At 29.9% G+C, this 23,214-nt stretch carries 15 protein-coding genes and 2 pseudogenes; 5 read left to right on the top strand and 12 right to left on the bottom strand.

Going from position 1 to position 23,214, the window contains the following annotated elements; translation table 11 throughout:
- The first annotated feature begins 82 nt into the window (after window positions 1-82).
- Window positions 83-1,345 carry a site-specific integrase gene (locus tag MYRA21_RS11045; protein WP_006263106.1) on the top strand — a complete coding sequence of 421 codons (1,263 nt, stop codon included), beginning with the start codon at window positions 83-85 and terminating at the stop codon, window positions 1,343-1,345.
- A 112-nt stretch (window positions 1,346-1,457) separates the two neighbouring features.
- A complete protein-coding gene (locus tag MYRA21_RS11040) occupies window positions 1,458-1,724 on the top strand; it encodes a helix-turn-helix domain-containing protein (protein WP_039329044.1) in 267 nt (88 codons plus the stop codon).
- 139 nt (window positions 1,725-1,863) lie between these two features.
- Here MYRA21_RS11040 and MYRA21_RS11035 read toward each other — a convergent pair whose 3' ends face one another.
- Window positions 1,864-2,382 (bottom strand): nucleotidyl transferase AbiEii/AbiGii toxin family protein, encoded by a 519-nt coding sequence (locus MYRA21_RS11035; RefSeq protein WP_073145886.1) that lies wholly within the window; start codon window positions 2,380-2,382, stop codon window positions 1,864-1,866.
- 96 nt (window positions 2,383-2,478) lie between these two features.
- Here MYRA21_RS11035 and MYRA21_RS11030 point away from each other — a divergent pair.
- Window positions 2,479-3,810, top strand: a pseudogene (locus MYRA21_RS11030) (IS66 family transposase); the annotation flags it as partial.
- A gap of 7 nt (window positions 3,811-3,817) precedes the next feature.
- Here the strand turns inward: MYRA21_RS11030 and MYRA21_RS11025 are convergent.
- From MYRA21_RS11025 to MYRA21_RS11010, 4 genes and pseudogenes are all read right to left on the bottom strand, one after another.
- A complete protein-coding gene (locus tag MYRA21_RS11025) occupies window positions 3,818-4,156 on the bottom strand; it encodes a transposase (RefSeq protein WP_006260765.1) in 339 nt (112 codons plus the stop codon).
- A gap of 367 nt (window positions 4,157-4,523) precedes the next feature.
- On the bottom strand, window positions 4,524-5,279 hold the full coding sequence (locus tag MYRA21_RS11020) for a hypothetical protein (protein ID WP_006260764.1): 756 nt from the start codon (window positions 5,277-5,279) through the stop codon (window positions 4,524-4,526).
- Complete coding sequence (locus MYRA21_RS11015; protein WP_039329041.1) at window positions 5,257-11,412, bottom strand: RHS repeat-associated core domain-containing protein; 6,156 nt, start codon at window positions 11,410-11,412, stop codon at window positions 5,257-5,259. The genes MYRA21_RS11020 and MYRA21_RS11015 overlap by 23 nt, the downstream gene beginning before the upstream one ends.
- A gap of 106 nt (window positions 11,413-11,518) precedes the next feature.
- Window positions 11,519-12,876 (bottom strand): annotated as a pseudogene (locus MYRA21_RS11010) (IS3 family transposase).
- A gap of 261 nt (window positions 12,877-13,137) precedes the next feature.
- On the opposite strand from MYRA21_RS11010, the gene MYRA21_RS11000 reads away from it, so the two are divergent.
- The gene (locus MYRA21_RS11000; RefSeq protein WP_039329036.1) at window positions 13,138-13,974 is read left to right on the top strand and encodes an RteC domain-containing protein; all 837 of its coding nucleotides are present in this window, start codon (window positions 13,138-13,140) and stop codon (window positions 13,972-13,974) included.
- A 154-nt stretch (window positions 13,975-14,128) separates the two neighbouring features.
- On the opposite strand, the gene MYRA21_RS10995 is transcribed toward MYRA21_RS11000, so the two are convergent.
- Window positions 14,129-15,046: a DUF4625 domain-containing protein gene (locus MYRA21_RS10995; protein WP_039329034.1), complete on the bottom strand. Its 918-nt coding sequence runs from the start codon at window positions 15,044-15,046 to the stop codon at window positions 14,129-14,131.
- 40 nt (window positions 15,047-15,086) lie between these two features.
- Window positions 15,087-16,289 carry a GTP-binding protein gene (locus MYRA21_RS10990; protein ID WP_006256867.1) on the bottom strand — a complete coding sequence of 401 codons (1,203 nt, stop codon included), beginning with the start codon at window positions 16,287-16,289 and terminating at the stop codon, window positions 15,087-15,089.
- Window positions 16,290-16,729: 440 nt separating this feature from the next.
- Between MYRA21_RS10990 and MYRA21_RS19085 the strand changes: the two genes are divergently transcribed.
- A complete protein-coding gene (locus MYRA21_RS19085) occupies window positions 16,730-16,870 on the top strand; it encodes a hypothetical protein (RefSeq protein ID WP_006256868.1) in 141 nt (46 codons plus the stop codon).
- 2 nt (window positions 16,871-16,872) lie between these two features.
- On the opposite strand, the gene MYRA21_RS18655 is transcribed toward MYRA21_RS19085, so the two are convergent.
- The 5 genes from MYRA21_RS18655 to MYRA21_RS10960 all read right to left on the bottom strand — a co-directional run bounded on the left by MYRA21_RS18655 (window position 16,873) and on the right by MYRA21_RS10960 (window position 23,210).
- On the bottom strand, window positions 16,873-17,841 hold the full coding sequence (locus tag MYRA21_RS18655) for an AraC family transcriptional regulator (RefSeq protein WP_082013832.1): 969 nt from the start codon (window positions 17,839-17,841) through the stop codon (window positions 16,873-16,875).
- A 478-nt stretch (window positions 17,842-18,319) separates the two neighbouring features.
- A complete protein-coding gene (locus MYRA21_RS10975) occupies window positions 18,320-19,624 on the bottom strand; it encodes an APC family permease (protein ID WP_039329029.1) in 1,305 nt (434 codons plus the stop codon).
- Window positions 19,614-20,417: a hypothetical protein gene (locus MYRA21_RS10970; protein WP_006256871.1), complete on the bottom strand. Its 804-nt coding sequence runs from the start codon at window positions 20,415-20,417 to the stop codon at window positions 19,614-19,616. Before MYRA21_RS10970 ends, MYRA21_RS10975 begins: the two co-directional genes overlap by 11 nt.
- A gap of 11 nt (window positions 20,418-20,428) precedes the next feature.
- Window positions 20,429-21,985, bottom strand: coding sequence for a DUF6850 family outer membrane beta-barrel protein (locus MYRA21_RS10965; protein ID WP_039329027.1), 1,557 nt, complete (start codon window positions 21,983-21,985; stop codon window positions 20,429-20,431).
- A 1-nt stretch (window position 21,986) separates the two neighbouring features.
- Window positions 21,987-23,210 carry a DUF4876 domain-containing protein gene (locus MYRA21_RS10960; RefSeq protein ID WP_006256873.1) on the bottom strand — a complete coding sequence of 408 codons (1,224 nt, stop codon included), beginning with the start codon at window positions 23,208-23,210 and terminating at the stop codon, window positions 21,987-21,989.
- Window positions 23,211-23,214: the final 4 nt, after the last annotated feature.

Here is a 23,214-nt window from a genome sequence, read left to right as displayed (position 1 = left end):
TGGTCTTGTTTGAGTACTATTCGGGTGAGTAGTTTTTTAAAACCATATCAAAACAGTTCGGTTAACATTAAAATAGATTGATATGAAAACAAAAAACACATTTGGAATACACTTCATTATACGTGTTTCTAATTCAAACAAAACAGTTCCATCCCTTATATATGCAAGGATAACGGTAAATGGACAACGTACAGAAATTTCTTTAAAACTAAAAATATCCCCTACTTCTTGGGATAACATTAAAGGAAAAGCAAAAGGAAAAAGTGAGGATACAGTTCGAATCAATGCACATATCGAGCGAGTACGTTCTCTCATTACAGATGCCTATCATCAATTAGTCCAACAAAAAAGAGTTGTCTCAATTGGAGCTGTTAAAAACATCTTTCTTGGACATGATGATACTGAATCATCACTTTTAAAGCTTATAGACTATCACAGAGAGATTGCTACAAGCAAATTAGCTTATGGTACACTAAAGAACTACTTCTCTACGGAAAAGTACCTTAAAAGCTATTTGCGTAAAGTACACAATCGAACTGACATCTATTTAAGCGAGATTAACTACAAATTTATTTTTGACTTTGAAAACTTCCTAAGAAACTGCAAACCTATTCACAAGCATCAACCATTAAATAACAATGGTATTATGAAACACATTGAAAGGTTTAAAAAGTTAATCAACTTAGCTATCACCATGGAATGGATGGAGAAAGATCCTTTTACCAAATATAAACTTCAATTTGAGAAGACAGAAAGAGGGCATCTAACCAAATCTGAACTTGAAATCCTTGTAAACAAGAATTTTGCTATTGAAAGATTACAAGCTGTTCTTGATATGTTTTTGTTTAGTTGTTATACTGGTTTAGCTTATATAGACATCTTTCACTTAGCACCACAAAATATAGCTAAAGGAAGCGATGGAAAAGATTGGATTATATCAAGTAGAGAGAAAACTAAAATACCTGTAAGGGTTCCTCTATTACCTGAAGCTTTAGAACTAATTGAAAAATACAAAGACCATCCTGTGGCTTTTGCCAAAGGCAAACTGTTCCCAGTTATTAGTAACCAACGAATGAATGGTTACTTAAAAGAGATTGCTATTATCTGTGATATAGATAAGAACTTATCTTTTCACTTAGCCAGACATACTTTTGCCACAACCATTACACTAAACAATGGCGTACCTATTGAATCTGTAAGTAAGATGCTTGGGCATACGGCTATTAAAACAACTCAAATTTATGCGAAGGTATTAGAACATAAACTGGGTGAAGATATGGACAATCTAAGAGAAAGAAGACGTATTCAGGAAAATCACAAGTACAACTTTGAAGAGTCAAATTAAACCTCCCAAAGACAACAGAACTAAACCAGTACATACAAATTGTTATTTAGGGTTAGAACTAAGCTTATAACGGCTTAAAACAAATCAAAACTAACCCTAAATACTATTAATTATGAAAGTAGATTTTATTACAAAAGAAGACCTTGAGATTTTTAAACAAGAGATTATTACTGAGATAAGAAGGTATAGCCCTTTTAATAGAAAGAAAGACCAAGAGATAAAACAATGGATTAAAAGCTATGAAGTAAGAAAACTTCTTGGTATTTCTCCTGGTACCTTACAAAATATGAGAATAAATGGTACCATACCATTTAAGAAGATAGGTGGATTGATGTTTTATAGGTACGAAGATATTTTAAAGATGATGGAGAGTGAATAAAATAAAAGCCCCCCAACTATCGTGTGGTAGTTGGGGTGTTTTATAAGATAGAAAGGGATTTATCGATTTCCATATATCTTATAAATAACGATTTTAAGTCCTTTGTATTATTGTGAGACAACATAAAAAAGTTGAGCTTTTAAATTTTATTAAATTTATTTTCGATCTCCTTTAAACGATTAAGTAAATCATTCCAGCTTAAACTATTTCCAATGATCATATGCTCTTGCATCGTTTTATAGTCTTCTGCCCATCTTTCAAATACTACCTCTGGAGGTAAAATACTCAATTTACCTTTCTTATGATTTGAGTAATCTATCCCTCTTAAAGGCTTTACTTTTTGTCGTTGCTCAACAATATTAGTAAACAAATCATCATCAACTATTGCTTGTTCACCAAATTCCGAATCCATAATTTTGTCTATGTCATAAAAATGCCTAGTCAATCGATCAGTTCTAATATTTTCAATAGGCTTTGAGAATTCTTCGTGCAATAACAATACTTTCTCAATTATAGTACGAGTGGGAACAACAACTTCTACATTAAATGTAGGCATAGTGAGGCAGAAAGTTAAAGAGCTTTGGTGGTCAAGGGTTACAAAGAATGTAGTATTCCTGAAATTTACATTTAAAAAAAATGTTAGCGTAGAATTGTAAATAGTAGAATAGTGTAGACATAAAAAAACCGGTAGCTTAGGCTATCGGTTTTCAAGTATATTAAAGAGGGATATACCCTACTCCGTATGTTTTATAAATTACCTTTAGATGTTGAACAAGCAGTCTTAGAGGAACAATAAGAAGTAATCAAACAAGAGATTACCTACTCTCGTGAGAAAAAGAAACATCCAGGACGAGCTAAACTACCAGATCATTTACCCGTAGAAGAAATAGAAATACATCCTGAGGGAGATTTATCTGATATGATTTGCATTGGTAAAGAAACTACAGATGTGTTAGATTATGTTCCAGGTTACTTTAAAATCAAGCGTTACATCCGATATAAATACGCTACTAAAGGTAAAGACAACACTCAAATTAGTATTGGTGAGCTTCCAGAGCGAATTATAGATAAAGGAATCCCTTCAGAGGGGTTATTATCCACAATACTTGTAGATAAATATGTTGACCACCTTCCTCTTTATAGACAAAAGCAACGCTTTTCCAGAGAAAACATCGATATAGCTTCTTCTACAATAGATGGTTGGGCGGCTCAAAGCATGGATGCTTTAAAGCCACTATACCAAAAGCTGGTGATGGACATCAAAAACGAAGGTTATCTCCAAGTTGATGAAACCACCATCAAAGTCTTAGATGAGAAAAAGAAAGACAAAACTCATCTTGGCTACTATTGGGTGTATCACGCACCTATATCCAAGCTTGTAATGTTTAATTACAGTCCTACTCGTAGCGGTAGTGCTGCACTGCCTATATTAAAAAACTTCAAAGGATATCTGCAAACTGATGGATTTAGCGGCTACCAAGCCTATGGAAATAAGTCAGATGTTACACATCTTGCTTGTTGGGCACATGCTCGACGTGAATTTGAAAAAGCTTTAGATAACGATAGAAAAAGGGCGCAGCATGTACTAGTAGAAATACAGAGGTTATATGCTATAGAGAGAAAAGCTAAAGAACAAAACTTAGCTCCTGACCAAATCAAAGAACTTCGTCTAGATGAAAGTTTACCAATCATCAACAAGCTTGGTAAATATATGATTGCTCAGATGAATCTCACCTTACCTCAAAGTAGAATAGGTAAAGCTTTTGCGTACTCTCAAAAAAGATGGAGTAATCTAAGTGATTACTTACACAATGGAAACTTGCAGATAGACAATAATCTTGTTGAAAATGTAATCAGACCTGTAGCAATTGGTCGTAAAAACTATCTCTTTGCCGGTTCTCATGATGCAGCATAAAGAGCAGCTATGGCCTATACGTTTTTTGCTAACTGCAAAAAGCATGACATTAATCCATATAAATGGCTAAAGTATGTTCTTGAAAATATTCAATCCATCAACCACAAAAATATCGCTGACTTATATCCTCATAATTACAAGAAACTTATCCTGGATAATGTAGAAGAATAATTAGATCTCACAAGATGTACTTGCTCGGGTGCATACGTTTGGGTAACACCTTAGGTTCAAAGGTTCCATTGCGATCGCGATTAGACTCTAATTCAATAGAACCTGACTGCATACTTCGAACAGTTTTGGTGGTCTCGCCGTTGCGACGATTTGGAATCCCTTTAGCCTTTTCTTCTTCCAAATGATTCTCTAGTTCACTTTCTAACATAGTCTCAAGGAAATGTTTTAAAAGGGGACCAAAAACACCATCTGGACCTCCCATTTTCTTTCCTTGATAAATATCAGCCATTGCTTGTTCTTTAAAACTCTCGAAATCAAATACTTCTTTTTTTTGTTCTCTGCTCATTTTACTAATGTACATATTTTATTATACAATTTTTTTAATGACACAGTTTACGGGACACCCTCAAAGAATAATAATTAAAAAAGCACTTACTTAGTCCAAACTAAATAAGCGCTTTTTTTATTCTAATCAGTTATTACCTTAATCTCATATTCATAGTCTGAGGCCGAGCGCGAGCGTAAAATAAGTCTTGTTTTTAAGTCTTTTATAACTCCTCTTATTCTATTTATTGAAGAATTTTTTCTTACAAATAATTCTACTCGAATTGTACAACATTCATATTGTTTAAAATTCTTAAAATATAAATTTAGGTTTTCTAAATACTATCTTCAATTAAATTAGTTTTTAAAATTAGACTCTGTATCTAAAATTATTTGTATTTTTCCTTAAGAACTGCATCATAATCACCATCTAATAATTCCTTACTTCTTTCCCATTTAATAGGTACTATATTACTTTTAATTTCCCCTATATAAAGTTTATATGTAAGCCCTTCCCAATTTAAATCATTATAATAACTCTCTAATTGTTTTCCTTTTACCATCATTTTTAAATTATTAACATCATCCTCAATTACCTTATAAGTATATTGTAAATATTCTAGAGAAGAAATATTATTTAAAGTATGAATATCACATATATGAAAATAATTTTTCACAAACTGAACAGGAACGGTCAATCTAGCATAAGCTTTGGGTGCTAAAAAAACAAAGTCAATATTGACTGAATTTATTTCATCCTTTAATATTGCATTGCTAATATTTGTCTGTTTTGTAAAACAGTGAATCAACTCCATAGTAACCATCTCACATGATTGCAAATTCTTATCTAAAAAATTTTCTTTAATTGAAAATTTCCCCATCGTAAGTGTTTTCTCTCCGTGTTTAAGAAAACTATTGTTCCAAATAAATCGATCTATAGATGTATCTATTGGAAAGTAATACGCTGTATCACTATTATTATAAAACTCAACTGTGATTAAGCTATTATTAGTAATAGTATCTTTTAATATACTTAACTCTATAGCTCCTTCATTTTTTTTTTGTGAGTATCCCGTAAAAATAGTAAACACAGTGATTACTAAAATAAACATTTTATTCATTTTAAAAACTCCAATTATTATCATCAAACTGTTTTTTAAAATTTAAATAAGTGGTATTATAATTTATAATACCTCCCCATATTTGCTCCAATTCATAAGCTTTTACTTCAGTAATAACTAATGAAGCCTCTTTTCCATAAGCATTAAACCACTTTTGTCTGGCTCCTGATACAATATCTATTACATGACTAAATTCATGTAATATAGTTAAAGCGGTCTGTCTATATGTATTAAAAATCGTTGTATTTATTTTAATTGTCCCATTATAAGTATACACTCCATTTTCACTTATCAAACTACCTTGTACTTGTCCATCTAAAGCCTGTCCACCCTTTGTTACTAAGTTTTCAGTAATAACTAATTCTGGCCCATTAGCTGCTTCATAGTATTCAGGTAACACTTTTTTCGCAAATTCATTAACTAATTTAGAGCTTTTATCTCTAAATAAATCATAAGCTGGATCATCTGGGTTATACCCTTTCTCTTTTAATCTACTGTCTATTTTAGAAATTTCTATTTGTTCTGTTATTAAATGAGCTACATGATTCAACCCACTAGTAATTAATCCCTGTTGCATTCCTTTCCAAAAATCCCCTCCTGCTATAGAAGAAGATATTCCTCCTGATACCCCACCTGCAACCAACATAGTAGCTTTTAACTGTTGTTTATTTAATTTAATATTACTAGTAGGCTTTCCAAGTTTTTCTACTCCACTTGATATTAATGAACTAACAATTCCACTTGCTAAACCTGTAATAAACTTCCCTCCTTGTATCTCACTCATCGCACCACTAGTTACTCCATGAAGCCCAGCTTGTACAATTGAATTAGTAACTAAACTTCCTATTCCAAACGCTATAGCTCCACTAATACCTCCCATTACACCAGCTTTTCCTGCTCCATAAAAAAAAGGTACTTTATTAACAGAATTCATAATTCCATTCATCACGATTCCGACACCAATACCAATTAAAATTGGAATAATCTCTCCACTTGGATCTGTATAAAGTAACGGATTATTTAATACATATCCATATCTATTATAACTTTGAGTGTTAGTATTGTCTTGCACAAAATTATCAGGTGACATAAACCTTCTTAATTGGGGATCATATATTCTTCCATTCATATGAATCAATCCCACTGTATATAAATGCTCATGTCCAGTATATCCTCTATCTAACAATAAACCAGAAGCCCAACCAAATTGATTTATCTTTACATCTGTTCCGCCTATCTTTGCACCTTTTAAATTACCCCAAGCATCAAAAAACCTTTGTTCAACAATATTACCATTAATATCACTAATACCTATGATAGATTGTAAATTGTCTCTATGAAGATAATAATTTTTAGGACTTGTCTCTATAGCTCCAGATTTTACTTCATTAATCTGAATATAATTTGCACTATAAGCATCCCCTGTTATATAAGAAATAATTTGTGTTTTATCCTTTGAAATTACAATCTCTATCGCTTTATCAGATGAATAATACTTCTGAATAGGTTGTTTATCTTTAGATTCCAAACTACCATAATAACTAGCAAACCTACTTTTCAAAATAGAAAATTCATATTCAATCTTTGTTTTCTTATCTAAAACTAATTCATATGGAGATTTAAAGGCATTGTACTTCACATTAACAAACCCTCTTTCCTGTAACATTTTACTTCCTTTTTCGTTGAAGTTTATGTTTTCAAGACGGTAATCTGTATCATTATAATTATACTTCCCTACCTCAGTATTTGAAGTAACTCTGCCTCTAAAATCATATGTATATTCATTGATTACAGATCCATTTGTTGTTTCTTTTAATAAACGGTCTAAATCATCATAAGTAAATTGTTCATTCTTTCCAAATAATTTTGAATTTCTTTGACTTAAAGTTCCTCTTTTAGCGTCGTAATTATAATCTATATCAACAATAATCTTACTTTGATATTTCTGCTTTATACTAGTTAAATAATCATTAACATCATACTGATTATCAATAACAAACCCATTACCTAAAGTCAATTTTTTACTTGCTCCAAATGCAGTTTGTTCGTTTAATCTCCAAATAGCTTTATCATTAGTAATATCCCTTTGCTCTACTAACAATCCTCCACTGTTCTTATCATAGATATTTTTAATAGTAGAACTTGCAATCCCACTTACACCTAATACATTAGTTGCTATTTTGGTTTGAGAAACCCTACCTTCTTTGTCATATACAAACGATTTTGTGTAAGTAAACTTAGGAGTTGTCTCAACTATACTTTCTATGTTATAGAACTGATTTTGATTATAATTAGTTTTATAACTAAATTTTGCACCATTATAATTTCCCTTTATCTCTGTAGGTAATTGAGTTGCTTTATCATAAACATATTCTATATCAATATTTGTTTTTTCATCACTACCACCATCTGTTTTTTCTTTTTTAAGATTACCTACTTCATCATACTCATATATAGTTTTACCACCTCTTGGTGTAGTTGTTTGAACTAGTCTACTTAAATTATCATACTTATATGTATAAGTCCCTGCTGAAGGGTCAATTAATTTTGTCTTGTTTCCCCATCCATCAATTTCAATCTTAGTAAAAATCCCTTCGTAATTTGATTGCTTTAAACTTCCATTTGCATAATACAAATTTTCAATAACACCTCCTTGGTCTTGAGTTTTTAAAACAAGACCTTGTGCATCTACCCACTTAGCTATTTTTTTATGTCCATCTTGAACAGTTACTTTGTTCTTTTCATACTCAGTTTTAATGGACTTTCCTCTATAATCAACAACTTCTATTGGCCTATTTAATCTATCATACAACGTATAATTCCATTTTACAGTTTCTCCTTGATAATAAGGTTGGCTTTCTCTAACTACATTACCATAAACATCGTACTCAGTACTTGTAAATACCCACTTCCCATTTAATGATTTAGTTTTAGTGCCTAAAACCCTATCTAAAACATCATAATATGTAAATGTTTGACTTCCTGTGTTACTACTTACTTCAATACTATATTTACTTCCTTGAACTAAATCTTTAGTAGATTTTGAAGTTATTATTTTATTTTTTAAATAATCAATAACCGTATTAGCATTTCCCCAGCTATCATAAATATACTTAGTCTCCCTACCAAGAGCATCTTTCTGAGTTAATACTCTACCTATAATATCATAAGTAGCACTTGTTTTTAATGCATTAGGAGCAACTGTAGAGATAACAAATCTTTTAGTCCCATCGTAAGTAAAACTTGTAACTAATGGAGAGATATTATCCGAATAAGTCTTCTCTGAAGCAATCCCGCCAAAAGGCATATAAGTATATTCTGTTGTTAAAGCTGATATTGCATCATTACCAAACTTTTTACTAACTAATACTCCTCCTTGAGCAGAATAAGTATTTTCTTCTCTACTAGTAAAAACATCACTACCTCTTGTTGAAGTCTTTTTAATTGATTTAAACTTACCATAGAAGAACCCCCCTTCATTACCAAATTTAAATTCTGGTGTATAAGTGTACTCTTCTGTTATTTTACCTGTTAATTTATATCCTTGCCCATTATCATTAGGTGAGTAATATTCTGTATCAGATTTTGTTAGAAGAATATCTACTGATGTATCAAATGTAAAGTTTTTAATACTTTTAAATCCATTAAGATAATCTACAAATTCTTCTTTTGTTGTCTCAATGAAGTATCTATTCTTTGTTTTATCAAAACGTTTATTAGTATATAAAGTCTTTTGTAAAAAGTTACTTTCATCTAAACTTCCATATGTTGACGAGACTAAAGCATTATCCATTAAAGGATCTTTCATCTCAACAGTCCAAAAGACTCCTCTATACATATCTTTTAGTAAATGTGTCCCTTTATCTGTTTGAACACTCTCATAGATATCACTTGTAATTGTTTTTTGAAATCCCATAAATCCTTTCCCTTGTAAGTGCTGAATGGCATTATGATATCTATATTCTTTAGTTAATGTCTTACCATCAAATTTGGTATTTACCTTATGAACCAAATAATACATTCCGTTTGCCTTATGTACATAATAAGGAAAAGGCAAGTTTAAATCACTATAAGTGTAAATCTTTTCTTGAACTGTATTGTAATCTTCTGAAAGTGGTCTATATTCAATAACTTGTTTAGCTCCACTATTATTATCAATCTCTGATATTTGAGTTTCTAAAAAATTATCTTGGCTAAAAATATATTTTGTTTCTAATTTGGTAACAGGATCATTTATTACCAAACCTGTTTTATACTTATTCAAATCATTATAATCTGAGCGACTATATACAAAAGAGAACAGAGAAATTTTGGTATTATATAACGAAACTGTTGTCTCTCCCCATAAATTCACATCTCCTTTTAAAGGTTGAGCTTTTACTGAAAAATCTTGATTTGAATCGTTTTTTACCTGAAAAACACGAATTCCGTCAAAAAGAGATGTCCCTTCAGAATCTTTTAATTTAGCATTTAATAAATTCTTACTTTTTAAATCATATTCGATAGCTCCCATTTTCTGGAACGAAACAATATCAGTAATTCCATCACCATCAACATCCATAGCCATAATATTAGACGCCCCATATTCAGTATAAGAATATTTGTCCATTTTCCCTGACCAAACTTTATCCCAAGTATTATACCTACGAAGTACATTTTTTTGAGACGGGTTTATATAAACTAATCTTTGCTTTGTAAAATCTTTATCTTTAACAATAAAGTTATTTCCCGTTGAAGTATAAGAATACCATAAATGCTGATGGTCTCTAATACCATTAAAAACCTTATTAACGCCATCACTCTCAACGTCATAAACCCTTTTCGGATAGATAATATCGGTTAATCCATCACCATTAAAATCACCAAAAACTAAAGGTGTTTTTTCTGTATATCCTTTAAACTCCTTTATAGGGGTATTTAATACATTTAGAGATTTATTTTCAATATCTAATTTAGCAATACTAAACTTCCCACTGTTATTCACAAATAAAAATTCAGGAAGTCCATCTCCATCAAACTCTATAGTAAAAACCTTAGTTCCTAAGTCTTTAACTAAGTCTCCTGATACTTTTAAATTTGTTAATTGAATTGTTTGATTATTTCTCTGCTGTTTTCCAATTTCACAAAAATAGACTCCAAAAGAAGCATAGTAATTATTTGGTTGAAATATTAAAAGATCAACTAGTCCATCATTATTAAAATCACCAAAAAGATAACGTCGATTTTCTTTATCTGGAACTAAATCTTGATTATGTGGATATATGGGTATCTCATCTCTATCCATATATTCATCATCTCTAATCTTAGGTCTATCATCTACATAAATCACTCCTTCTTTAGCCTTTTTAGCTAAAGTTGTTAATTCAAATTTTATTGTCTTTTGATCACTATCAACACCGCTTTGATTACTTAAATCTTTAAAGTACAGAGTAAATCTATCTTTACCATAATTAGTATCAGCATAATCAATTCCCATTTGGATAAGAAGATCTCCTTTAGACACTACACTTTGCGTTTTACCATTTAGTGTTCTATTTACTAAAGCCTTTCCCTTAAAAAGAAGTCTACTTTTTGTATAAGATGAAGAGCTACCTTTATCATTAGAAGCCCATAATGTTACTTTTTCTTTATCTTCTGTTGCTTCATTTTCAATAGATTCATATATTGGATAAAGTTGTCCATTTCCTGAGAAATCACCAATAGACACAGAACCTATTTTGAATGTTGTTTTGGGAGTGCCAATATTTTTGGATTCTATATGAGTAACTATAGTATTCTCAGAAGAATTATATTTAAATTTTAGTGGATTTAATTTCTCTTTTTTATCATTTTCTATATCAACCTGAATAAGTCTTTCTTTTGTATCTTGATGTATATAATCATAACTCAATTTATAAAGCCTATACAGTTGTAAAGATGAACCATTCTTGTACTCAATTTTAATATTATCAACAACTTTAGAACTAGTTACTTTTTGCCCACGATAATACTTACTTAACTGAACTTTGGTATTTTTATAATTTACAGACACAAAGAAAGGAGCATCTGTCTTATTTGTGCCTCCATAAGAAATCTTAGTTAAATAAATCTTATTTGATTCAACTAAATAATCGTAATACACTCTATTATTATAAGAATCACTTATTTGAGTTATCATATAGCTACCAGCTACTAGCTCTGTATACCAAGCAATTTTCCCATTAGGATGTATGTCTTCAAACTAATGTAGACTTTTAGCACGTAAATATAAGATAGTGTATTAGTTATAAATTTATTACTTTTTGTTGATTATACAACTGTCTTCTTTTAGTTAAAGTTTCTTGTTTTAATACAGCTCTTTTTTCTAATATTTTATCTGAATTACCATAATAGACATCCTTAGGAGTTAGGTTACTAATAGCCTCGTGATACCTGTTATTATTGTAGTTTTCTACAAAAATCTCAATAGCCTCTATTAGCTCTTCAGGATGATAGTAATTATTAAGTTTTACAACATTTTTCATTGTTCTATGATATCTCTCAATTTTTCCTTGTGTTTGAGGATGTAGAGGTCTACCATGTACCTGTTTCATTTTCATATCATTCTCTAAAAAGATTTTTAAATCTTTTGCGATGTAGCAAGGTCCATTATCAGATAATAACTTAGGTTTTGCTTTTGATTTGAGTTTTGCCTTGTTTATAGCTGTTTCTACGGTTCTTTTTACATCATTAGCCTCCATAGAATCACATAGTTCCCAATGAATAATATAGCGACTGTAATCGTCTAAAATCGTGCTTAAATAATACCAACCCCATCCAATAATTTTAAAGTATGTGAAATCTGTTTGCCACATTTGATGTACAAACTGTGTTTTATCTTTAAATTCATTAGATGCTTCTATTAGAATATGATTTGGAGCGGGTATTAAATCTCTCTTCTTTAATATTCTATAAACACTGGACTCTGAGATATAGATACCTTGTTCATCTGTAATTTTATATGCTAATTCTCGTGAAGATAATTCAGGATATTCTAAAGCTATCTCAACAACTAAGTTTTGTTGACTCTCAGGAATACTATTCCATTGTTGGTTACTTATTCTTTTACTCTTTTCTAATCCATCATACCCTTTTTCTAAGTAACGTTTATACCATTTATAAAAGCTACTTTTAGGAATGCCAAACTCTTCAAGAGTCTTTTTAACTCCCAATTCACTTGTGGTTACGGTTTGGATTAGCTCATATTTCTCTGCTGCTGTTAGTCTCATATACTTGCGATATAATTCATTTATTCCAGCATGTCTAAGGTTTTTTTTACAATATCGTAACGCAATACCAAATCTGCAACTACCTCTTTTAGTTTTGCATTTTCTTTGCGTAACTCTGCTACTTCATCACTGGTAGCCTCTCTTGTAATATCACCAGATAATCGCTTTTTACCTGCTTCTAAAAACTCTTTATTCCATTTATAGAACTGAGCTTGAGTGATAGAATACTTTCTACATAGTTCTGATACAGAAAGCTCTGCTCGTAATCCTTCCATTACGATCAATACTTTTTGTTCTGAGGTAAATAGTCTACGCGTATTTTTACGGATATCCTTTACCATACTTTCTGGTGTTTTCTTACTGACTCTTCCCATAATTATAAAGTTATCATTTTTTAGAAAACACTATCTTATTTTCAGTACATTAATTGTCCACTTTTTGCTGACGATTTACAATTAGTAATTTAAAAATTAATACATAAATATTTATAATTTTCAAACAATTTACAATACGTGTTTTCCGCATTTTTTACAGTGTTTTCACGTATTGACTTCTAGTTTTGATTTATTTTATTTTAAAAGGGCTAATACTATAGGTTTTTAACTCGGTGCATAATTAACCAATACTCATTAATTATGACACTAAACACACAGCACAAAAGCGTATTAAAACAAATCGAATCAAAGGAAATTGAACTAAACTTAATTGATTCAGCTTCTATTTCAAAGACTTATGAAATGATTCAATTTTTAAGGCTCTTACTTATAAACCTAAAGCAAGAAATACTTCAAGTGGGATTCAAAAATCAAAAAGACGAGATTGATTTTTTTAAAGTAATTAAGCCTCAAGTCCTAGGCAAACTAATCTTTTATAATAAGATCTATTCAATAGAAATAAGCTGCCCAATAGATATTGTTATTAAGAATAAATACTATCATAAACATCTACAAGAATTAAACCTGGAGTATAAGAAGTATTTTGCTCACAATGAATTTTATAAATACTATAATGCGAATCGTTCAGACAAAGACATAGAATATTTTACTTTGGGTAAAACAGATTTACTCATAGGGATAAATAGCTTTATCTTTGAAATAGATGCTCTTTTCTCCACCTATTATGACTATAAAATAGCTCGTATAATAGCTCATGATTTACTTCAAAACTACCTTCATCAAAAAATACAAGAATATGATATTAGTACTAATAAGATAATATCATCTAACTTAGTGTGGTCAGAATCTCAAAATGCGCTTATAGAACTTATCTACGCACTTTATCTATCAGGGTCTATTAATAATGGTAAAGGAGAAATACGAAAAATAGCAATGTTATTTCAAGAGTTATTTGGTATAAAACTCTTAGATATACATCATGCTTTTCACCGTATGAAAACAAGAGCTAAATCCAAAACTTGTTATTTAGATAAATTAAAAGAAGTGTTAGAAGATCATATGGATAAAAATTACTAATACTTCAATCATAAGGGGGACAACAAGGTCCCCCTCTTATTTATATGTTTAGATTACTTATTATGACTTAAAACATGATTCATCTGTGAAGAACCTTTCTAAATTCTTTTAACAATGATATTATATACAAGTTTTTATTTTTTAAAATAAGGTTCTAAAGCTCCAATGAAACTGGTATAGATTTGAAAACACTCGTTTTATAGGTAGAGTTATAATATAAAATAACTAGATTATATTTACCCGACTCCCAAGATTTAGCATTATGTATACTATTGCCCTGATTATCTTTTTCAGCTCCTATGACAATATTATCTCCCGACCAAGATCCATTTATATTTTGAAGGGTTGAAATCTTGGAAGCTGGTCCTAAACCTTTGTGTTCTACCTTTGAGATAATAATGGCTTTGCTAAAATCTAATTGTGCTACTGTCTCAGGAAAATGGTTTAGTTTTTCTTTAACAAGTGCTGTATACAATATACCATCTCCTTGAATTTGTTTAATTTGAGTACGTCCTATAAACACATCACCTTTTTTAAATTTTAATGGATTTTCATTATAAGTACCCATATAATAAATCATGGTATCATTTCTAAATATCATATCTCTATCCACAATAGGATCCACAGCTGTACTATTTGCATCTATAATCGTAAAATCCTCTTTTAATTCGAAAACTGAACCATTTTGATCATGCACAGTAAATACAAAATCATAAAGACCTTCAGGAGCATTCTCTGGAATTGTAAAATGCTTATGTATATTAGTATTTCGATGATCTTTAAACTCATCCCAAACAAGTTCTAACTGCCATTTACTTGAATAGGTTTGCTCCTTTTTAGGAAGAATAGCTACTTTGATTAAACCTATTTTACTTGCTGCCACAACATCTACATTAAAATGGAAATCTCTACCCCTTATGGCCTTTTTATTATTGGCATATCCTATTTCAAGATTTTCAATTGTTGGCTTTTTTAATTCTTGATAATTATCATCATTACTACAACTAAAAAATAAAACAGCTAATATTATGCAAACAAGACAAATAATCTTACTAATTTTTTCTTTTTTCATAATGTCTAATTATTAGGTTAAATCATACTTACTTTTATCATTATATATATTGAGGAAATGGATCACTAAAGGCAATGTTTTCTTTAAATAAAACTTGCTCATCCTCTTGCAATAAACACCTTTGAAGCTCTGTAATAATTTCTTGCTTATTTATATGGTGTCCTATAAAAACCAATTCATTTAATCGATCCGCCCATACTGGGTGCCAATGAGATTCTATTAAATCTTGGTTATATACAAAATCAGGGTTTTCTATTCTTTGATTAAAGGGAATACTACACCACCAAACTCCAGCCATTTCTAACCTAGAAGAACCTCCTGCTTGTGAAAAATTAAGTGCTTGATTAGGCCTACTTGCAATCCAAAAAAGCCCCTTAGCACGTATTAGATTAGTCGGATAGTTCTCATTTAAATATCCCCATAATCGCTCAGGATGAAAAGGTCTTGGATCTTTAAACACAAAGGAACTAATCCCATACTCTTCTGTTTCTGGAGTATGAGTATCTTTTTCTAATTCTAATTGCCAACCTTTAGATAATTGAGCTTGCTCAAAATCAAATAATTTCGTGTTTAACACCTCATCTGGATTTACTTTTCCGAATTCTGACTTTATAATCTTCGCTTCTGGATTCAAAGTATGCAGAACAGTTTGAAGAAAATTTAAACTATTCTCTTCTACTAAATCTGTTTTATTTAAGACAATTACATCCGCGAACTCTATTTGGTCTGTTAGAAGATTTACAACTGTTCTATAATCTTCTTTTATATCTGTAAGTTCTCTATCTTTTAAAAGATCAATTGTACTAAAATCTTTAAAGAAATTATAAGAATCAACCACAGTAACCATTGTATCTATATAACTAAACTCAGAAAGGTCAATACCTGATTCTTGATCTACAAAAGAAAAAGTTTGAGCCACGGGAATTGGTTCACTAATACCTGTACTTTCAATAAGTAAATAATCAAATCTATTTTCTTTGGCTAGCTTTTCAACCTCTTCAATTAAATCCTCTCTAAGTGTGCAGCATATACAACCATTGCTTAGCTCAACAAGCTTTTCATCTGTCCTTGATAAAATATTTTGATTATCAACCAAGCGAGCATCAATATTAACTTCACTCATATCATTGACAATAACAGCAACTTTTAATCCCTGTTTGTTGTGTAAAATATGATTGAGTAATGTTGTTTTACCTGCTCCAAGAAAACCGCTTAACACAGTTACTGGTAACTTTTTTCTCATTTTTTTCTTATTTAAATTTTCAAACTAAACCACTTAATTAACCACTTACAGTGTAAGTAATTAGAAATTATCAGTATATCAATGCAGATTAATTAGTTTCATAAAACTAAAACTTGAATTATTATATTTCTGCATTGTTATACCTGATAAATACAATTAAAAATTACTAAAATATATAGCTTCGCATGAATTAGCCCAAAACAGACCCATGAAAGATTAAAGCACAGTTATAAATTTCTATTTATATCATATTCAATTGATCTACTTTTACACATTAAATAAATGACTGAAAGCCAGATATAACTTTCAGCCATTTACAAACCAATTAATAAGCTTAATATTAACTACCACGTGCTGTATAAACACATATGAAATAGCCCTTAATACTTTTACTAGAAATATGACAACAGGAAGATGTTATTTATGAAAAAAATCAAACTATGACTATCATATATTTAATCTTAGCATTAACAATTATTGGTGATAAAAGTAGTATCCTTTCTAAAAATAATGGTGACTATATACGAAATAAGAAAGACGAAATAAGTAAAACTTATATTAGTTTCTCGTTTATTAATTAAGATTACTTTCCATATTGGGCTTTAAATCCACTAGGAGTTATCTCGTGATATTTTTTAAATGCTGCTGTAAAATGTGTTGCATTCTTATACCCTAGATTTTCACTAATCTCTGCAATAGATAACCTATCCTCTAAGAGGTAGTCTTTAGCAATTCCCATTTTATAATCAGATAAAAAAGCATAAGCTGATACTCCAAAAGCTTTTTTAAATTCAATTTTCAAAGTACAATCATTAGTACCAAGTGCAATGGCTAACTGTTTTAATGTTGGTGGTTTTTTATAATTTTGAAGAAGTATCTCCTTCGCCTTGTACATCTTATCGAGTTGGAGCTTCTTTTGAGTACATTGTAAAGAGCAGTGGTGCTGTTGTATTTGTTCTAATTGTAAAAGCATTAGTTCGAGAATCATACTATCAAAATAAATAGCTCTTAAGACACCTTCTTTTTTATTATTAATCAATTTTTGCAACAATAAATCCATGCATATTGTTATAGGCATTGGATGAATATTTGTAAAGGTGTAAGACTGATTCTCTTCAAAGTTAGAGGTTTCAAATTGTTGTAAGTACTTATCTACTAAACTACTTTTTATATAAATACGAAAAAATGCTCCCTTTACTCTAAAACTATGGATAACAGGAGAACTAGGATACCTAATAATTAGTTGCTCAACCTTACCACAATTATATTCAAAAACTTCTTTATTATTAAACAATTCCCCTTCAATCTGAAAATGTAAAACAACAGTACCTGATTCTGTGAGTTTTTCATTGAGAAAAAGAAGATAATTTTCATCTATCTCACCTCTTACAATAGTTATTGATTCCGTTGAAAAAGAATCCAATGTAAAATTTTTCTTGGAAATTATATTCTCATTTAGTACAGATTCAGGTACAATATCAGCACCAGAAGCAAACAATAGTTCACTCCTATCAACTTTTATTTCTACCATAATAAATGTAAAATAAGACATACTAATGTCTTAAATCAATTAAATAATTAATATTACTAAAGTTGTTTATAACAACTAACAATCAGTTATTTAATATAGGAGGTGGACGGGAAAAGAAATATTTAACTATATTTTTATGTACTATAGTTAAAGAGTAATAAATAGGTTTTCTGTAATTAATGATAGATATCAGTAATACAACAAATAAAACTTCTTCACTTAATAGTAATGGAGTATTATTGTCTAGTAAAACCAGTTCACATACATGACAAGGTTTACCATCAATATGATCTACCTTATGGGTATAACAATGCAGATTAACTAATTTCAGTAGACTGAAAATAGTCACAAAAAAAATGACAAAATACTTTTTATACTTCTGCATTGTTATACTTGATAAAGAATAAGTAATAATTCTTCAATTACAAATATATGCATTAGAATTTATTAATCTAAGACGCAAAACGGAATAGTAAATGACGCAATTAGGAAATAGATCCTAACTATGATATAAAGATTTTTCTTCTTTCATTTTAAAGACAATAAAACCAAATAATACGTTTAAACAACCTATTAAACTCTCCAAAGGATAAGACCACAGCGACTGTATAATAAGTATAAAAGTAAAAACTATAAATACATATTGTGCTAACAAAGATAATGGTCTTTTTAAAATAATCGAATCCTTTGTTTTGTTCTTAATCCTTACAAGTCCAAGCACAACTAATAAACTACACATACTTAATAAGAAACCACAATACACTAAAATTTGTTCAAAACTTCCACTTATAAGTATAAGTAAAACTATACATCCTTGGAAACACAATATCTTTATATTCTGATAAGCATAAAAAGAACTTCGTAAAAATGAAAAAGTATTACTTTTAATTGTCATCTGATATAAAACTTTACTCCCTACCCAAGTCATTATACTTATACTAGATATAAAAAGTAGAGTTATAAAGCCTTTTATCACAACTGTATACTGGCCATCACTTAATTTGTTTACAAAAGTCATTACAACATTTAGACTCCCTTTTAATTCATCATATTTTAAATGTTTTAATAATACAACTTGAAGCAATACATAACATATCCCTACAAATAAGGTCCCTATAAATAAAATTCTAGGTATTGTCCTGCTTGGTTTTTTAAAATCTGCCACCATATATGTAACAGAGTTCCATCCAGTATATGAATACGATATAAAAATTAAAGCTATTACAAAATTTTTAATAACTTTTAAATTGTCTTGTGCATAATTAATGGTTGAATAATTATCGTACAAAGCACTCTTACTCGGACTAATTAGTCCGAAAGTGATAAGTACTATAAAAACAATTACAATAGTTAAAGTAACAATCTTCTGAAAAGCCATACTACTATTGTATCCTAGAAAGTGTAAAATAGTAGTCGCGATAACAATACCACTAGCTATAAACATTTGATCTGCATCAGCAAAAAAATAAGAAGCATAAACTTTTGCACTTAAAGCAATAGATACAGGAAATCCTACCGTAATAGATATCCAGCCTGCTAAAAAACCTATTGTTGGATTATACATTTTCGATAGAAAGCTATACTCTCCACCATTTTCAGGGTAAATACAAGCTACTTCTGCATAACTAAGTGCTCCACATAAGGCAATTAATGCTCCTAAAATCCAAACCAATATAACTTCTATATAACTTGTTTGATACATTAATTGGATACCAAGATTTGAAAACGCACTAATGCCAATCATATTAGCTATAACAATCAGAACCCCAGTAAAAAGACTTATTCTGTTTTTTTCATTCACCATCCAGCTCTTTTATTAATTCTATGCCCTTCTTAAAACTTTGTTTAGCTCTTTCTCTTTTAAATTTTTCTAAGGTTTCCTCAGCCTTTTTGTAAAGTAGACTATCAGCTTGTCCAATCTTATAATCCAATGGTAGAGCATAAACAAAATGTCCTGTTTTTGATTTCAGTGTCGGTATTTGAAAAAACTGCCTAGGTACAAGTTCTCCACTTTCCTTTCCTTTAACAGAAGCTTCTACAAAAAAATCTACCGCATAATCTGGATAACCAAATAAATAACCTAAAGCCCTATATCGATCAGGCATATTAGCATTTTCAATTTTGATTAACATAGTTTTATAGTCAGTATCCTGATTAATTGAAAGACTGGAGAAAAAATCTTTCTTATCTTCCAATAATTTGGAAACCAAGTCCTTTCTTAATACACAAAAATGGTAAGTTCGTATACTATCCCATGTACTATTAAAAGGATAAATCTGAAACTCTATAGTTTTAAATTTTGAATTTTCAACAATGGATTCCAGTAAATTAATGGTATCTATTTGTGCCTTAAATTTTGAGTCAGAATACTCTAACTTATAGTCAACTCTATAATCACCTATTGTACTCATCGGTTTAATTGGAGAATAGATAGTGTAAATTGCCTCTCTTTGAAGTCCTTTTTCAATGATATACTCTAAAATCTCTTTCTCTTGCTTATTAAATATATTTAAATGACTACTTTGTAGATTACTAGTAGATTTGCAACTATAAAAAGCAAAAAAGCATCCTATAAATAATAATATATTTTTTTTCATAATCTTCTATTTTAAAAAGTAAACCCGACATTGAATTGTAAACCTGAATATGTATTAAGTTTCTTATTATTTGTTTTTAAATAATTATATGAAGCTTTTAGATAAAAAATAGAACTAGTATTCTTATCCAGTTTTAAAGAATAAATAATCTCTGGAGCGATTCTCCAATAGCTACTATCTATATATTGTAATTCATTTTGCATTAGTTCTGTAACAACTAAACTACTTGGATATCCTCCATTATACTTATAATCAGAGCTAAAACTATGTTTATATTTAAGCCCCATACTTGCTATTAATTCTCCCTTTTTCCTTAAGACACTTAAGTTTCTTTGATATTTAAATTCTCCCACCCCAGAACTGTTATAGAATTTTGAACCAGTTGCTAAATACTTATCTTTTTGATTCAAATAGGACAGTTTAATTGTAAACCAATTGATAAAATCTCCTGTTGTACTTTCTTTGGTTAAATAATCTACTCCTAAATCAATCCTATCCATTTTATAACTTGAGAAAACAAATTGTCCTTTTACATCCCATCCCAAATTATCTATATTAGAATCATATAAACTAATATATTCAATTGCTTTCCTGTTAGTATTACTATACTCTAATTGAACCTTAGATTGATATCTATCCATAGTATTTCCCCAAAAAACCCCTAATTTATTTTCTCTTGATTTAACCGTTCCATCCTTTTTAGGGATAGAAAAGCTGATTTCAACATCTTCAACTTGCAGATCAGTTTTACCATAAAATAATAACCAATACCCTTTTTGTTTATATAGATAGTTTATTCCTGTACCTAAAGTGTTACCAAAATAATTAGTCGTTCTACCTGAACCTATTGCTTTTATATGATGTCCCAATCCATATAATTCATAATATGGCTGATCGACATAAGTATTAGTATTAGAATTGGAAGACTCCTCTTTAAAAGAAACATAGTTCAACTCTGCACTAATAGAACTATTATTAGTTAGATGATATGACAAAGAAGGATTAATCTGTAATTTATATCGATAATTCTCAGATCTTATATCTCTTTGTTTTGCCCCACTATAAACCTCAAATCCTGTAAAAAGACCTAAACTCATTTTATTTGAAACTTTCAATATACCTTGGGCATTAAAATCTATTTGTTGCTTATTCCATCTACTAGAGTTGGTGTCTGCAACAATAAATGGCATCCCTCTAAATGGATCCAAAATTGAGGCATTAAACTTTACATTTTCTTGTTTAATCCTATTGTAATTAAAATTACCTTTTAAGTAAATTTTATCCCATTTTTTAGTTCCTTGAGAGCTAACTCCATAAAGAGTTGTTTGACTACCTTGTTGTTTTCTAGAGAAATCTCCCTTTTGAGAATCAAATAAAAAATTCAAATCGTTATACACTTTAAACTCTTGTTTATCCAAAAGAGAAGAATGCATTTGACTAACAAACAAAGACTCGAATATTTTAATCTGATTTAAAGAAGGTTGTATTTCTTGTCTATCCTGCGCTAATAAAACGCTTGGCAGTATCATAATACAACTATATACTAACTGTTTTACTATATTCTTCATATTATTTTAATGTGTGATTCCATTTTGGCATTTTAGCTCCATAACGACGAAAAACTGGAATCTCTCCATGAATAAAATCTTCTGAGCTATTATTTAAATCTTGAAGTATAGGTGTACCATCTGCATTCTCACTAATTTTCTTACGTACAACACTTTTAGAGTTATAGGTTGCTCCCACATAAGTCATTCCTGCATCTAATACCGAAGGCATTCTCTTACCTACAATCATATTTTCATTATCTCCTGCCTCTACAGCATCTAGCACATAGCTAGTTGGAATTTTTGCATAAATGGTATTCAAAGAAGACGAAACATCTTTTGCCTGCAATTGTAGATTATTTATAGGATCATATGTTTTATCTGTAGGTACAGAAAACAAAACAAAAGCTCCACCAAAAACAGATGTCAAATATTGAGGGGCACTACCTTTAACAGCTTTTCCATTATAATAGAAATGTTCCATATCAATAGCTGGTTGATCTGGAAAATTTGGATTATCCATATTAAATTCAAACTCAGAAATAGTAGCATCTAAAGGAGAATTTGGATTATATCTTTCTAACTTATGGTTAGCTGCAAATTGAGAAATAACACAACTTTCCCCAGGAAGTAATGGATAGTCTGCACCTGATCCAGGAAATTTCCAAATTCTATCAGTATAAACAAACTTGTCTTGATCCTCTGCTGGCCAAATGGGCTTTTGAGTAGTTGCTTTTGTAGGAGCTATTGTAGCAAAATAAACATGATCTAAATAAATTACCTGATCAGAGTTATTGTAAATTTCATAAAATTGATTTCTAAAATAAAAGGGAGCTGTACCTGCATAAAATATTTCTTTAAAAACTAGTGGACTTATTCGAATTCCATCAACATCCATTTTTAAATAATCAGATTTTACAATTGGAAAATTATTTTTAGCACCTCTCATTAAAAATTGCTCTCCACTATTACTTAATAATCTTCCAGAAATATTTAAATTATAAAGTCCAGGAATTATTTGATTAAATACGATTTGACTACCTTGTAACTTTCCTTTGTATATTTTGTTTTCTTTATAGTTTTCTAAGTTGACTTCTAATCCTGTGATATCTTCTATTTCAGTGACTAAAGAACTCGCCTCAATTTTAAATTCCAATGACGATACAGTATCTGTTTTTAATGCATCGTCAAATGATGTACAACTACTCAAAAAGGCAATTATACATAGTGATATTATTCTTTTCATCTTT

Source organism: Myroides sp. A21 (assembly GCF_000807225.1).
Lineage (GTDB): Bacteria > Bacteroidota > Bacteroidia > Flavobacteriales > Flavobacteriaceae > Flavobacterium > Flavobacterium odoratimimum.
Note: the sequence above shows the minus strand (reverse complement) of the source record. Positions and strands in the feature narration are given on the sequence as shown.